The 16,271-nt window shown below is 24.6% G+C and carries 11 protein-coding genes; 1 reads left to right on the top strand and 10 read right to left on the bottom strand.

The features are described 5' to 3' along the window. Positions 1–321: 321 nt before the first annotated feature. Together PWA39_RS03455 and PWA39_RS03450 are read right to left on the bottom strand one after the other, a co-directional pair. Positions 322–1,065, bottom strand: a complete 744-nt coding sequence (locus tag PWA39_RS03455; protein ID WP_069099568.1) for a hypothetical protein — start codon at positions 1,063–1,065, stop codon at positions 322–324. A gap of 1 nt (position 1,066) precedes the next feature. Further along, positions 1,067–1,894: a hypothetical protein gene (locus PWA39_RS03450; protein ID WP_069099567.1), complete on the bottom strand. Its 828-nt coding sequence runs from the start codon at positions 1,892–1,894 to the stop codon at positions 1,067–1,069. A 129-nt stretch (positions 1,895–2,023) separates the two neighbouring features. Between PWA39_RS03450 and PWA39_RS03445 the strand changes: the two genes are divergently transcribed. Next, entirely contained in the window at positions 2,024–2,365 is a 342-nt protein-coding gene (locus tag PWA39_RS03445) for a hypothetical protein (RefSeq protein ID WP_069099566.1), read from the top strand. A 1,149-nt stretch (positions 2,366–3,514) separates the two neighbouring features. Here the strand turns inward: PWA39_RS03445 and PWA39_RS03440 are convergent. From PWA39_RS03440 to PWA39_RS03405, 8 genes are all read right to left on the bottom strand, one after another. After that, on the bottom strand, positions 3,515–4,246 hold the full coding sequence (locus PWA39_RS03440; protein WP_069099565.1) for a hypothetical protein: 732 nt from the start codon (positions 4,244–4,246) through the stop codon (positions 3,515–3,517). Positions 4,247–4,759: 513 nt separating this feature from the next. Beyond that, complete coding sequence (locus PWA39_RS03435; protein WP_069099564.1) at positions 4,760–5,491, bottom strand: UPF0182 family protein; 732 nt, start codon at positions 5,489–5,491, stop codon at positions 4,760–4,762. Between the two features lie 284 nt (positions 5,492–5,775). Beyond that, positions 5,776–6,513 (bottom strand): hypothetical protein, encoded by a 738-nt coding sequence (locus tag PWA39_RS03430; RefSeq protein WP_069099563.1) that lies wholly within the window; start codon positions 6,511–6,513, stop codon positions 5,776–5,778. A gap of 79 nt (positions 6,514–6,592) precedes the next feature. Then, positions 6,593–8,980 (bottom strand): ABC transporter ATP-binding protein/permease, encoded by a 2,388-nt coding sequence (locus PWA39_RS03425; protein WP_274827438.1) that lies wholly within the window; start codon positions 8,978–8,980, stop codon positions 6,593–6,595. Beyond that, entirely contained in the window at positions 8,967–10,859 is a 1,893-nt protein-coding gene (locus tag PWA39_RS03420) for a hypothetical protein (RefSeq protein WP_274827437.1), read from the bottom strand. The genes PWA39_RS03425 and PWA39_RS03420 overlap by 14 nt, the downstream gene beginning before the upstream one ends. Beyond that, positions 10,860–11,534 carry a hypothetical protein gene (locus PWA39_RS03415; protein WP_069099298.1) on the bottom strand — a complete coding sequence of 225 codons (675 nt, stop codon included), beginning with the start codon at positions 11,532–11,534 and terminating at the stop codon, positions 10,860–10,862. A gap of 474 nt (positions 11,535–12,008) precedes the next feature. Beyond that, entirely contained in the window at positions 12,009–14,366 is a 2,358-nt protein-coding gene (locus tag PWA39_RS03410; protein WP_274827436.1) for an ATP-binding cassette domain-containing protein, read from the bottom strand. Then, a complete protein-coding gene (locus PWA39_RS03405; RefSeq protein WP_274827435.1) occupies positions 14,353–16,269 on the bottom strand; it encodes a hypothetical protein in 1,917 nt (638 codons plus the stop codon). Before PWA39_RS03405 ends, PWA39_RS03410 begins: the two co-directional genes overlap by 14 nt. Between the last annotated feature and the right edge of the window lie 2 nt (positions 16,270–16,271).

Genomic DNA, 16,271 nt, shown 5'->3' with positions numbered 1-16,271 from the left:
ATTTTTAGTGTAAATTATTTATACATAATTAACTTGTGCTTTTATTCTAATAAGAAATTCACACACAAAAATAAGAGTTGTTTTAATAGAATAACAAAAATCCCGCCATTTTGACGGGATTTTCTTTCAAGTTTTTTAAATGTTATACTAGTCAATAAATCAACTTATTTTTTGATAAACAATGGTCACATTCTTGAAATTTTGAAATTCAAAATTAATTGTCGTTACAAAACAGAAAAAAATTATTGGTTAGTTTGTGGTGGTTATTTTTGAAAGTATTAATTTATTTGTGCTTTGATTTCCTAAAAAATTTATCCAATCTTAAATTTCTTTAGGAATATATAATTTGAAAAAAGTACTTTTATAGGTTTTTTTAGATTCTTCAACAGAAACAGTCAAAAGATTATTAGAAATTTGCAATAATTGGAATTGCGATTGATTTATTCATGCTGCGGCAGTAAGAGCAATAACAAAAAATATAAAACCAGTTATCACTGAATATGCAATATCAGGAATAACAGATAAATTATTATCTCTTGTTGCAGCAACTGAATATATCGTTGTAAACATAAAATAGTAAAATAAAGTAAGGGATGCAATTAAAATAGCGACTAAAAATGATTCAACAATATAATATCTTAAATAAATCTTGTATAAAAATTTTTGTTTTTCTTCATAGTCGAGATCTTGTTCATTAAATTTTGAAGCAGTTAAAGGCATTTGACTTCTTAACCAAATACCATAAGTGAAAATACTTCTTCTTTTAACTTGAGGTACATTTTTTTCAATTCTTAAAAGTTGAGGATACTTTTCTTTAAGTTTTTCATTTGATAAATTCAAAGCCTCTTTTTTGTATTTGGAAATAAATCAAATGTATCTTGAAAAGTTAAAAAAAACAAGTAAAAAAATCGAACCAAAAATAAATATTCTTAAAATAACTATATGTTCGGGAAAAAATAATTGAAAAAGTGTGCTTGATACAAAAATAAGGAATAAAAAAGCGTTTGAAACAACATAAAGGGGTTTAAAAAATAATAGTTTATAAAATACTAAAATTGATTTCATTTTAATAACCACTTGCGATGATTTTTTCTAAATCAAATCTATTAAAGTCAATTATGTTACCTGATAATTGATTAATATCGCTAATGACACTTTTAATTCTATTGAGTAAACTCTCTTCTAAACCTTTGTCATTTGATGTTGATGCAATGCTAAAAAGATCTTTTAAATGATCTAGTTTGCGATTAATTTCATTAGAATTTGCTCAATAATTCGATGAATTTTTGAGTAGCATGCCAGTGCCAGTCGCGCCAGCACCCAAAACTAATCCAGCACCAGCAAGTAAAGCGAGCATCCACCCAACTACAGGCACTGCAGATGCGCCGACTATAAATGCGACTCCTGCTCCAACTGTTGTCCCGCCAACTGCGGTGGCAAGTGTAACATTTTCGCCTGCTTTAAGTTTATTATCTGCTATAAATTCTTGAATTCGATCAATCCAGTTTTTTATAGTTAATCGCTGATAATCAGAAAATAAACTTCTTTTTCCTCTTCTACGAGGGTTTTTACTTTTTAATTCTTGAAATTTTTTATAAATTTCACTATTTCTTCGAAGTTCTTGAAAAGTATGATTTTTTTGATCCTGGTTATCAAAAATTCTAGCTCTAAAAATATAATTAAATTTTTTAAAACTAAAGGAATCTAAATAATCTAGTGAGCTACCAAACTCTTTTATTAGCGAGTTTTTTGCCTCTTCGTCTTGGGTCGTAGTTAAAATATTAGATTCAACTTTAGAAATAAATTTTTTAAGTTGAATGTCATCGTTTTGGTAGGGTTGCGCAACAACAACATTTCCTAAACTTAAAAGATTGATTAGTTCTAAATTTTTCATTTTTATTGCCTCCGTAGTTATAATTATGTTAGAAATTATACAATAATAATTTTAATTTTTTTAATTTTATATTTTTTAAGGCAGATTCAAATAAACAACTGAATATTTACTTGATTTTTGGAGGCCAAAATGATAATTAATTTAGATAATGTTGATATAGTACAAAATAAAGACGATAATTTAATAAAGGTTGTGCAAGGCAGTTTTGTCCTTAATTATTATGGAATATTGCAAAGGAAACCTAACGATTTAGATTTAATAATTTTTTCTAAAAAGACTAAAAGTTTAAGATTTTTAAACCAAATACTAAAGATTGAACTCAATAAAAACAAAAATTTAGATGTAAAATTAAGCACGCCTTTCTTTCAAAAGCTTGAATTTAAGAATTTAGATTTAAATGTTGAAATAATTTTGTCAAAATTTTTAAAACCTAATATTTACAAAAAAATTAAAAAAATCTTTATTTTGTAAAACCAGAATATGCTATTTTGGTTAAAATATTTCAGATTTCAGAGGTTCTATCCAATAATTTTTTAGGGTCAGACAATCTAAATTTCCAAAAAATCCTTGTAACTTTAGAAGATCTCAAAATTATTTTGAAAAATAAGCTGCTATTTCATAAAACTAGATTATTTATTAAAAAAAATTTGCTAAATATTATTGTTAATAGATTTATTTTTGATTTTTTTCTAAAAAATAATACTGAATTGATATGATTCTCTAAAAATGAATATAAATTTGAACTAATAAATTCTCTCCAAAGAAATAAACTTTTGTCAAAAAAAATTCAATCACTTTTCTGTTTGAATAAATATTCTAGGAATTTATTTAGTAATTTAATGGTTATTAATGATTATATCTTGAAAAATAAGTATAATATTATTACCAAAATTAACACACTAAATGAGTCCGAACGCACGCTATTTTCAAATGAAATCTACTTGAAAAATGTAAACTTCTTCTTTAATAATTTTAAAATGATAAACACAAAAAATATAGTTTTTAGTTCAAAAATTTCACCAAACTGAGACAATGAAATCATAGAGATTAATAAGTTATTCCCCTTTATAAAGATTTTAAAAATTCTATCATTAAAGTACAAAATTAATGAAAATTTAAATAAAAATGAAATTTTAATTTATTCTAGCAATGATCGAGAGTTTTTACTTAACACATTATATAAAATAGTTGTTTTGTTAGCATTTATCTAATTAAAGGGTTGCCAAACCAAGGAGAATTTCAATTATTTTAATTTTCGACAAAACATGATTTTATTAATAAAATCATTTTTATTATTTGTTATTCCTTAATTAAATTTCAGTTTCTATTGACATAGATATATTTAAAAAACCCAAATTAAAAATATAAATGCAACACACAAATATTTTTAATTCGGGATCCAGCCAAAGTGGCGGGAGTCTTCTTCAAGTTTTGAATTGTTATACTAGTTAATAAATCAACTTATTTTTTGATTTGCAACGGTCACATTTTCAAAATTTTGACCTTCGATATTAATCGTGGCTACAAAAAAGTATAAAAAATCATTGGTTAGTTTGTGGGGTTGTTTTTTGAAAGTATTAATTTATTTGTGATTTGATTTTCTAAAAAATTTATGCAATCTTAATTTTCTTTAGGAAGATAAAATCTGATAAAAATACTTTTAAAACTTTTTTTAGATTCTTCAACAGAAACAGTCGAAAGATTTCTAATAACTTGTATTAATTTGATTGTTGATTGATTCAATCACGCTGAGGCAGGACTAGCAATAACAACAAATATCAAACTACTTACCACCGAATATGTAAAATTAGGAATAACAGATAAATTATTATCTTTTGTTGAAAGCAATGTTGTAAACATAAAATAGTAAAATAAAGTAAAGCATGCAATTAAAAAAGGGACTAAAAATGATTCAACAATGTGAAATTTTAAAATAATCTTGTATACAAATTTTTGTTTTACTTCATAGTTGGGATCTTGTTCATTAAATTTAGAAGCAATTAAAGGTAATTGAAATTTTAACCAAGTATTATAATCTGAAACTCTTTTTGCAAATCGAGCTGCATTTTTTTCAATTTTTAAAAGTTTAGGAAACTTTTTTTCAAGTTCTTCATTTGATAAATTCAAAGCCTCTTTTTTATATTTGGAAATAAATCAAATGTATCTTGAAAAGGTAAGAAAAGCAAGCAAAAAAATCGAACTAAAAATAAATATTCTTAAAATAAGCAAATGTTCGGGAAATAAGTATTGAAAAGGTGTACCTAATAGAATAATAATTAATAAAAAAACGCTTGAAACAATATAAAGGGGTTTAAAAAATAATAGTCTATGAAGTAGTAAAATTGATTTCATTTTAATAACCACCTGTGTTGATTTCTCTAAATCAAATCTAAATTATATACTAATTTAGGCATCATATAACCTAAAAAAATTAGAAATTATTTTGCCTAATTGGCTAAATAATGTGAAATTAAATTAGATTTCTATCTGAAAAAATCCATAAAAATTTAAAACAGAAAATTATGAACACTCTCTAAAACTCTAAATTTTAGTGTAAATTATTTACGCCCAATTAACTGTACTTTTAGTTAATAAGAAATTCTCACACAAAAACAAGTCTTGTTTTAACAAAATAGTAAAACTCCTGCCAAATTGGCGGGAGTTTCTTTCAAGTTTTCAATCGTTATACCAATCAATAAATCAACTTATTTTTTGGTAAGCCACAGACACATTTTCAAAATTTACAAATTCAATATTAATCGTGACTACAAAATAGTGTAAAAAATTATTGGTGAGTTTGTGGTGGTTGTTTTTTGAAGGTATTAATTTATTTGTGCTTTGGTTTTCTAAAAAATTTATGCAATCTTAATTTTCTTTAGGAAGATAAAATCTGATAAAAATACTTTTAAAGCTTTTTTTAGATTCTTCAACAGAAACAGTCAAAAGATTTCTAAAAACTTGTATTAATTTGATTAGTGATTGATTCAATCACGTTGAGGCAACACTAGTAATAACAAAAAGTATAATACCAGTTATCAGCGAATATGTAAAGTTAGGAATAACAGATAAATTATTATCTTTTGTTGAAATAAGTGCTGTCATCATAAAATAGTAAGATAAAGCAAGGCATGCCATTAAAATAGGAGCAAAAAATAATTCAACAATCTGCAATTTTAAAGTAATCTTGTATATAAATTTTCGTTTTTCTTCATAGTCAGGATCTTGTTCATTAAATTTAGAAGCAATTACAGGTAATTGAAATTTTAACCAAGTATTATAATTTGAAACTTTTTTTGCAAATCAAGCTGCATTTTTTTCAATTTTTAAAAGTTTGGGAAACTTTTTTTCAAGTTCTTCATTTGACAAATTCAAAGCCTCTTTTTTGTATTTGCGAATAAATCAAATGTATCTTGAAATGGTAAGAAAAGCAAACAAAAAAATCGAACCAAAAATAAGTATTCTTAAAATAAGTATATGTTCAAGAAATACGGGTTGAAAATGTGTGCTTATTATAAAAATCAACGATAAAAAAAAGCTTGAAACAATATAAATGGGTTTAAGAAATACTAGTCTATTAAGTAGTAAAATTGATTTCATTTTAATAACAACCTGCGATAATTTTTTCTAAATCAAGTCTAAATTAGTATACTAATTTGGGTATAATAGAGCCTAAAAAAATTATAAACTATTTTTAAGAAGTTACTAACATCTTTTTTGGAATATTTTAATGATATAAAAAATAGATAAGAAAAATAAGTAAGTAGCTGAGAGTCAAATTGAAATGAAATTGATAAAAATTTGTGTATAAGTTGGAGTTATACAATCAGGGAGTGTTCATAATTTTGTGTTTTAACTTTGATTTTCTAAAAATTTAGACAATCTTAATTTTTTTTAGGAAGATAAAATCTAAAAAAAGTACTTTTATAGGCTTTTTTACATTCCTCAACAGAAATAGTCAAAAGATTTTTAGAAATTTGTATTATTTTGGTTTTTGATTGAATTATTCACAGTGTGGTAAAAAGACCAAGACTATAAAGTATAATACTAGTTACTATCGAAAATACAAGATTATAATTATAAGAAAGATTATTAGTTATTGGATCAACTGAAAATGTTCTTGGTAATATAAAATAGAAAGATAAGGTAAGGCATGCAATTACAAAAACAACTAAAAATGATTCAACAATATATAATCTTAAATGCATCTTGTATAGAAATTTTTGTTTTTCTTCATAGTCAGGATCTTCTTCATTAAATTCAGAAGCAATAAAAGGTAATCTAGTTCTTAGTCAAAATTCATAATTTAAAACGGGCGTTGCATATAGAGGTAAATTTTTTTCAATTCTCAAAAGTTGAGGATACTTTTCTTTAAGTTTGTCATTTGATAAATTCAAAGCCTCTTTTTTATATTTGGAAATAAATCAAATGTATCTTGAAAGGTTAATAAAAATAAGCAAAAAAATCGAACCAAAAATAAGTATTCTTAAAATAAGTATATGTTCAGGAAATGCTAATTGAAGAGGTGTGCTTATTAGAAAAATCAATGTTAAAAAAACGTTTGAAACAATATAAAGGGGCTTAAAAAATAATAGCTTATAAAATAGTAAAATTGATTTCATTTTAATAACCACCTGCGTTGATTTTTATAAATTATATCTAAATTAGCATACTAATTTAGATATAAAATGACCTAAAAAATTATAAACTATTTTTAAGAAGTTCGGTAACAGGTTTTTTGTAATAACTTAATGATATGAAGAAGTAGATAAGAAAAATAAGTAAGCTAATTGAGAATCAAATTGCAATGAAATTGATAAAAATTTGTGCATAAGTTGGACTGATAAAATCAGCGGTTGTTATCAAATTATAAAAATATGGCATGCTAGGCAAACTTATTATTAGCCCTGATATTAAAATTAAGAAAGAAATTGCAAAAATATTTAATATGTGTAGGAAAAAGATTTTTCTAGTTTTTTCGCCTAGTGATTTAAGAATTCCAATTGATTTTAATTTTGATTGTGTTAGATTTTTTGCATAAAGAACTGAAAAAACTACCAATAAAACTATAAGAATTATTTGAATAGCAAGTAGTGCTGCTTTTACTAAAAAAGTGGAGTTTGAAATAAAATTTTTTATTGATTCAAGATCATTTAAATATACAAAATTTGAAAAATCTTTCTTAAATGAGTCTAAATTTTCATTGATATTGTCAGATTTCAAGAATATTTTTGCAGCTCGTGGTCTTATTTCGTTTCTATATTCATCACCATCATTGTGCATTATGATTTGGTACTTAAATTCACGCCTTTGTTCTTCGGGTGTACCAACTTCGGATTTTTGTTCTTGCAAATGATGGTTTTCCTTTAGATCAAAAGTTCCGACTATTTTAAAAGGAATATCTTGCGCAGTTTTTGCTGATAATTCAACTTTAGACCCTATTTTTAGCTTCTCGAATTTGTCGATTTTAGAACCATTGTTTTTGTTTAATTCAGTAATTCTATTGTTTACAATATCTATAATATTGTTTATTTTATCAATAGTGTTAACTGAAACAAGAATTTCATCTTTATTTTTAGGGAGTTCGCCATCGCTAATTTTTAAATTTTCTACCTTTAAATCTTTTAAAAAGTGTTTTTTTTCAACGTCCAATCATCTTTCAAACCCTTTTGCTTTCAAAGGAGAGATTGTTATGTTACTGAAAAGCGAATCACCGCCTGTGTTTTTTAAAAAAGCTTCATTAATTTTTTTTGCTAAATTATAATGTAAAAAAGAGGGTATTTTGTTGAAGACGTCAATTGAATAGTTTACTCCGACAATAGTAACCTCAGAAATTTTTGGAATTTCATCAACATTCGAATGAAGTATAGATTTAATTTGAATTTTTTTGCCAATAGGATCAGTAATTTTTAATTTTGTGACAACTGAATTTGAAATAATTATCTCATTTTCATTTTGTATAAAATTACCTTGAATGTTTTTGTCGTCAAATTTAAACCTATTTTTAAAAAAATCAGATTGGTCGATTAATTCAATAGAATTTTTCTCAGAAACTAATTCTTTGCCGTTATTATTATAAGAAAAAACAAAGTTTTCAGTTCAATAAACAGGAATAATTTTATTAATAATGTCTTTTTTAGTATTGAATTTCTCGATTTCTTCGTCAAAAAATGGTGATATTCCCTCTTTTTTAACCTCAAAAGAATCCAAATTGTATTGATGAATTCGTTGCGTGTCAATACCCTTTGCATGCGTATTAAGTGTAGCAAATAAATTTAGACTTAAAATGCTAATTAGAAATGTGATAATTAGTAATACTGTAATAATTATTTTATTTTTAAAATCTAGCTTCAAAAATAAAATAATTGATTTTAATTTGTCACTTATTTTTAAAGATTTTTTTTCAAATTTAAAATTATAATCAGTTTTATTTAAAGATTCGGTCTTATTTATTTCTTCGATTTTATCAATTTCTAATACAGATTCATTTTTTAGGTAAATTATTCTATCGCCGTATTTTTTAGCAAGATCTAAATTGTGGCTAACTATCAAAATAGTTTTATTTTTCTTCAATATTTGTATTTTTTCAAAAAGAATTTCAGCATTTTCAACATCAAGATTTCCAGTGGGTTCATCTAACAAAATAAAGTCAGATTCACGTGCTAATGATCGCAAAATTGCGATTCGTTGTTTTTGACCGCCTGATAAATCACTCACTTTATTTGCTAAATTTTCTTTTGAAATATTAACAAAACTTGCATTTTCTTCAATATTCTTTTCATCAATATTAAAATTTATTGCATTTGCGCCAATTTTAATATTTTCCATACCAGTAGCAGATTCAATTAGGTTAAAATCTTGAAAAACAACGTCAATTAAAGGGTTTTTAACAATTTTGTTATCTCTATAAAAAAGAATTTCACCTTTATCTTTTTGACTAAAATTAGCAATTAGATTAATAAGAGTAGTTTTCCCAATCCCAGAAGGACCAACAACAAATACCAACTCATTAGACGGGATGTCTAGGCTAAAATTTTTGAAAATAGCTCTTCGGTTAAAATTTTTAGTTAGATTTTTAATTTTTATCATTTTTAATTAGTCAATCTATTTGATAAGTCATATAAATAGTTTTAATATTCAAAAAGTGTGTTTTACCTACTTTTCTATCAATTTTACCTAAAATATCTTTTTTTAATAATGAAATAAATTTTTCTAATTTAGTAGAGTCAATTTGATGTTCTAATTTTGATTTAATTGAGCTTTGAAATTCAATATACCAAAAAAGATGTTCTAAAAATTCAGCGTTATTTATATTTTTTTCATCAAGATTTTGGTTTATAAATTCGACAATTTCCTTGTTGTCATCTAATTCATTTTTAAAAATAAACTTAATAAATAAGTTAATAAATTTTAAAAAAAATGGAGCATTTTTTTCTAGTTTCACATTTATAATATTGTCAAAAATGTCCTTGGAAACATGAATTTTTGCCGGCTTGTCTGTATTATAAAAACTATTCAATAGGGCAATTGTTTTAAACAAATAAAAAAAATCAATTGGTTTTTTTACAAATTTACTATAATCAATTATTGTATTTAAAAAATCTTTTTGACTCTTAAAAAAATCGGGATGAGTCTTAATTGAAAAAAATACATAATTATATAAGTCCTCAAAAAAATCAGGATTATCTTCCGGTTTTTTCGTTGTTTGTTTAAATAAGGTTTCTATTGTTTGATTTATTTTTTGTACTTGATTGTTTTCTTTCTCACTTAATTCTAAAATCTGTTTTACAAAAATAGTATTTGTGATGTCAGCCTCTTTAGCAAACAAACCATTTTCAATAACATAATCTACAATTTCTTCACTTTTTTTAAGTAATTCGGGTTCCAATTCTTTGTTATTTGCAAAATAATAGTAAAGAAGTATACCACCATAAAACCCAGGATCACGGTTTATTTTAAAATTTATCAATCAGTTTTTAGTGTATTCATTTATTTTTGAGAAATACTCTGGAGAATATTCATAAAAATTCTTGCTAAGGTGGTAAAAACTAAACATTGATAAAGCTAAATCATTAAAATTTCTTATATTTTCTTCTGCATTCTGATTTTCAATAATTTGTCTAAAATATTTATCCCATTTTTGAATTAAAATATTTATTGATTTTTGTTTTTCTTTTATAATATCAGAGAAATGATTGTTACCTAAAGTATTCATTATTGATAAAATTGAGATATATTTTTTAATGAGTAGTGAAAGTTTATCGTCTAATGATTTAGGATTTTCACTCCCGTTTATTAATACTTCTTCGCTTTCAAAATTCATTTTCTTGAATTCATCGCTAATTCAGTCTTTAATATCGAAATATTTTTGAAAATCATACCCATTTAATTTAAAATAGAAAATATTTCAAGCTAAAGTTTGAAAGTCATCTTTGATATCAATAAATTGTTTTTTATTTATATCATAATATTTCGAAATAAAATCAATAATTTTAGAAAAATTGTTAGACGGATCAATAGCGAAATAAATGTTAATTAATTGATAAATATCAATTAAATCAAAACGTATCATTCCTATCAAGTTAGGTATGACTTTTAAGGTTGATTTTGCTTTATCGGTCTGATTAATGTTATTCGTGATTTTTAAAATTGCTAAAATTTCGTTTGCATATACGTAATTATAGTCACCCTGAAAATTATTTTTTAGAGCATAACTATTTTCTTCCGCATCTTTTTTTAATTCATTTTCTAAAATAAAGCTATTTATTTTTTCTAGATCAGAATTAGAAAAAACAGATGCGGATTTTGAATTACTAGTTAATGTTTTAGGCTCAAATCTATTTATTTCAACTTCAATAGACTTATTAAAAACATAATAAATTAATGGAACACTTATAGCAATTGATCCTAAACTTGCGCCAATAATTGAGAAAATAACTCATTTTTTCCCAAAAATTTTAGAAATCATTTACTTTTCTTCCAAACTTTCAGATAATTTAGAAACCTTATAAAAAGAAGAATTAGATAATATATTCGCAGCTTTTCATCTACCGTATTCAGCTCTTGCTGACGCTCAACTACCGAATTTTGTTACTTTGTATTTTCAACCGTTAAACTCGTAATCAATTCCCGCATATTTATGATTATAACTAGTGATTGAGTCAACAAGATATCCATTTGAGTCAATCGAAACACCTGCATTTGCACCTGCTTTAGCTGAAAATTTACCATCATATTTTATCTCGCCACCAACTTGAAAAGAAGGGCTTCCAATCCCTGAAATTCAGGATGTTACATCTAATTTTAAATTTTTTGGACTATCATAATATGTATTTTTTAATCTAAACTTTGTTCTTGCTATTCCAGTTCATGAAATTTTATCTTGGTAAAATCAACCACCATAATATGATAAATACTGGTGACCTGCCAATCCTATTCCGAAATAATAGTCATCATTATTTCTTTCAGCAAGTTGCACTACACTATTTTCATTTGCTAAAAGCGCAATTCCTGGAAACAATAAAAAAGCCTTCGCATTTATTTTTTGACTAGCAACAATTGCTGGCGTTGCGACTGCAAGCGTTAAACTTGTTAATGCTGTTAAGTTTAGTAAAATTTTTTTTATTTTTTTTGTAAAAGACATAAAATCTCCTTAATAATTTTTTTCTACAAACACTTTATATGTGCTTTAGTGATAATTATATCATGTTAAATTAAATAACAAAGAACAAAAACAAAAAAAAATATAATTTTTGTTAAAAAATGCTAAAAATATATTTTTATTCATAGCTATTTTTGCAAAATAAAACAAAATTTAAATAACAAAAAGTAAGTTATTAGAATTTCCAGATGTTTCCTCATAAATTAGTAGAAAAAATTAACAAAAGTGGCACAATCAAAATCATAGATAAAAAACTAATTGTTTAAATTTTTCTACTAATTTACCCCGACACTGAATCTAGAAGATTTAGTAGGAATTTTTGCCATTAAGAGCTTAGTATGTATTCTTTGTATACTTGAACACTTTCAGCTATTCGCATCACAAAAGTTAATTTCTTCATTTTTTTATAAATTAGGTAAATTAGCAACTAATTTAGACATAATATGACCTAAAAAATTATAAACTATTTTTAAGAAGTTCAGTAACAGGTTTTTTGTAATAGCTTAATGATATGAAGAAATAGATAAGAAAAATAAGTAAACTAATTGAGAATCAAATTGTAATGAAATTGATAAAAATTTGTGCATAAGTTGGACTGATGAAATCAGCGGTTGTTATCAAATTATAGAAATATGGCATGCTAGTCAAACTTATTATTAGTCCTGATATTAAAATTAAGAAAGAAATTGCAAAAATATTTAATATGTGTAGGAAAAAGATTTTTTTAGTTTTTTCGCCTAGTGATTTAAGAATTCCAATTGATTTTAATTTTGATTGTGTTAGATTTTTTGCATAAAGAACTGAAAAAACTACCAATAAAACTATAAGAATTACTTGGATAACAAGCAAAACTGCTTTCACAAAAAAAGTTGACCTTAAAAGAAAAATTTTTATTGATTCAAGATCGTTTGAATATCAATAATTTGGAAAATCCTTTTTAAAAGAGGCTAAATTTTCACTGATATTGTCAGATTTTAAGAATATTTTTGCTGCTTCTGGCCTTATTTCGTTTCTGTATTCATCACCATCATTGTGCATTATGATTTGGTACTTAACTTCACGCCTTTGTTCTTTGGGTGCGTCAACTTCAGGTTTTCGTTCCTGCAAATGGTGGTTTTCCTTTAGATCAAAAGTTCCGACTATTTTAAAAGGAATATTTTTTCCATTTTTGTTTGATAGTTCAACTTTAGACCCTATTTTTACCTTCTCGTATTTGTCAGCACTCCCATTGTTTAAATCATCTATAGTATTATTTATTTCATCAATAGTGTTAACTGAAACAACAATTTCATCTTTATTTTTAGGAAGCTCACCATCACTAATTTTTAAATTTTCTACCTTTAAATCTTTTAAAAAATGATTTTTTTCAACTACCAATCCTTCAAATCTGTTTGAATTCAAAGGATTGATCATTATGTCACTGAAAAGTGACTCGCCGACTGTGTTTTTAACATAAAAAGCTTCATTAATTTTTTTTGTTAAATTATAATGCAAAAAAGAGGGTATTGTGTTGTATACATCAGTTGAATAGTTTACTCCGACAATAGTAACTTCAAAAATTGTTGGAATTTCATCAACATTCGAATGACGTATAGCTTTAATTTTAATTTTTTTGCTAATAGGATCAGTAATTTTTAATTTTTCGACAACTGAATTTGAAATAATTATCTCATCATCATTTTGTATAAAATTACCTTGAAGGTTTTTGTCATCAAATTTAAACCTATTTTTAAAAAAATCAGATTGGTCGATTAATTCAATAGAATTTTTCTCAGAAATTAGTTCTTTGCCGTTATTATTGTAAGTAAAAGCAAAGTTTTCAGTTGAATAAACGGGAATAATTTTATTAACAATATTTTTTTCATTATTGAATTCCTCGATTTCTCCGTCAAGAAATGGCGATATTCCCTTTTTTTGAACCTCAAAAGAATCTAAATTGTAATGATGAATTCGCTGCGAGTCAACAGCATTTGCTTGTGTATCAAGTGTAGCAAATAAATTTAGACTTAAAATGCTAATTAGAAATGTGATAACTAGCAAAGTTGTAATAATTATTTTATTTTTAAAATCTAGCTTCAAAAATAAAATAATTGATTTTAATTTGTCACTTATTTTTAAAGGTTTTTTTTCAAATTTAAAATCATAATCAGTTTTATTTAAGGCTTTGGCTTTATTTATTTCTTCGATTTTATCAATTTCTAATACAGATTCATTTTTTAGATAAATTATTCTATCGCCGTATTTTTTAGCAAGATCTAAATTGTGACTAACTATCAAAATAGTTTTATTTTTCTTCAATATTTGTATTTTTTCAAAAAGAATTTCAGCATTTTCAACATCAAGATTTCCAGTAGGTTCATCTAACAAAACAAAATCAGATTCACGCGCTAATGATCGCAAAATTGCAATTCGTTGTTTTTGACCGCCTGATAAATCACTCACTTTATTTGCTAAATTTTCTTTTGAAATATTAACAAAACTTGCATTTTCTTCAATATTATTTTCATCAATATTAAAATTTATTGCATTTGCGCCAATTTTAATATTTTCCATACCAGTAGCAGATTCAATTAGGTTAAAAACTTGAAAAACAACGTCGATTAAAGGGTTTTTAACAATTTTGTTATCTTTATAAAAAAGAATTTCACCTTTATCTTTTTGACTAAAATTAGCAATTAGATTAATAAGAGTAGTTTTCCCAATCCCAGAAGGGCCAACGACAAATACCAACTCATTAGACGGGATGTCTAGGCTAAAATTTTTGAAAATAGCTCTTCGATTAAAATTTTTAGTCAAATTTTTAATTTTTATCATTTTTAAGTAGCCAATCTATTTGATAAGTCATATAAATAGTTTTAATATTCAAAAAGTGTGTTTTACCTATTTTTTTATCAATTTTATCTAAAATATCTTTTTTTACCAATGAAATAAATTTTTCTAATTTAGTAGAGTCAATTTGATGTTCTAATTTTGATTTAATTGAGCTTTGAAATTCGATATACCAAAAAAGATGTTCTAAAAATTCAGTGTTATTTATATTTTTTTCATCAAGATTTTGGTTTATAAATTCGACAATTTCCTTGTTGTCATCTAATTCATTTTTAAAAATAAACTTAATAAATAAGTTAATAAATTTTAAAAAAAATGGACTATTTTTTTCTAGTTTTGCATTCATAATATTGTTAAAAATTTGCTTGGAAACATGAATTTTTGCCGGCTTGTCTGTATTATAAAAACTATTTAATAGGGCAATTGTTTTAAACAAATAAAAAAAATCAATTGGTTTTTTTACAAATTTACTATAATCAATTATTGTATTTAAAAAATCTTTTTGACTCTTAAAAAAATCGGGATGACTCTTAATTGAAAAAAATACATAATTATATAAGTCTGCAAAAAAATCAGGATTATTTTCCGGTTTTTCCGTTGTTTGATTAAATAAGGTTTCTATTGTTTGATTAAATAAGGTTTCTATTGTTTGATTTATTTTTTGTACTTGATTATCTTTTTTCTCGCTTAATTCTAAAATCTGCTTTACAAAAATAGTTTTTGTGATATCAGGTTCTTGACGAAACAAACCATTTTCAATAACATAATCTACAATTTCTTCACTTTTTTTAAGTAATTCGGCTTCTAATTTTCTATTATTTCCAAAATAATAGAAAAGAAGTACGCCGGTATATTCCATAGGATAAATTTCTGCTTCAAAATTTACCAATCAATTTTTAGTGTATTCATTTATTTTTGACAAATACTCTGCCGAATACTCATAAAAATTCCTGCTAAAGTGGTAAAAACCAAATATTGAATAAATTCAAGCGTCCAACTTTTCTATATTTTCTTCTGTTTTCTGATTTTCAATGATTTGTCTAAAATATTTATCCCATTTTTCAATTAAAATATTTATTGATTTTTGTTTTTCTTTTATAATATCAGAAAAATGATTTTTGTCTAAAGTATTTATTATTGATAAAATCGAGATATATTTTCTCACGAGTAGCGAGAATTTATTGCGTAATGATTCGTGATTTTCACTCCCGTTTATTAATACTTCTTCGCTTTCAAAATTCATTTTCTTGAATTCATCCCTAATTCAATCTTTAATATCGAAATATTTTAGAAAATCATGACCATTTAATTTAAAATAGTAAATATTTCATGCTAAATCTTGAAAGTCATCTTTGATATCAATAAACTGTTTTTTATTTTTATCGTAATATATTGAAATAAAATTAATAATTTTAGAAAAATTGTTAGATGGATTAATAGCAAAATAAATGTTAATTAATTCACGAATATTAGATAAATTGAAACGTATTCTTTTTGTCAAGTCAGGTATGACTTTTAAGGTTGATTTTACTTTATCGCTTTGATTAATGTTATTCGACATTTTTAAAATTGCTAAAATTTGGTTTGCAGAATCATGATTATACTCTCCCCGAAAATCATTTTTCAGAGCAAAGTCACTTTTTTGTATACCTTTTTTTAATTCGCCTTCTAAAATAAAACTATTTATTTTTTCTAGATCAGAATTAGAAAAAATAGATGCCGATTTTGAATTACTAGTTAATGTTTTAGGTTCAAATTTATTTATTTCAACTTCAATGGGCCTAGTAACAGCATAATAAATTAAAGGGGCACTTATAGCAATTGATCCCAAACTAGCACCAATAATTGAAAAAATAACTCATTTTTTTCTAAAAATTTTAGAAATCATTT

Origin of the sequence: Mesomycoplasma ovipneumoniae ATCC 29419, assembly GCF_028885435.1 — a bacterium.
Lineage (GTDB): Bacteria > Bacillota_I > Bacilli_A > Mycoplasmatales > Metamycoplasmataceae > Mesomycoplasma > Mesomycoplasma ovipneumoniae.
The sequence above is the reverse complement of the archived record's forward strand: the minus strand, read 5'-3'. Positions and strand labels throughout refer to the sequence as shown.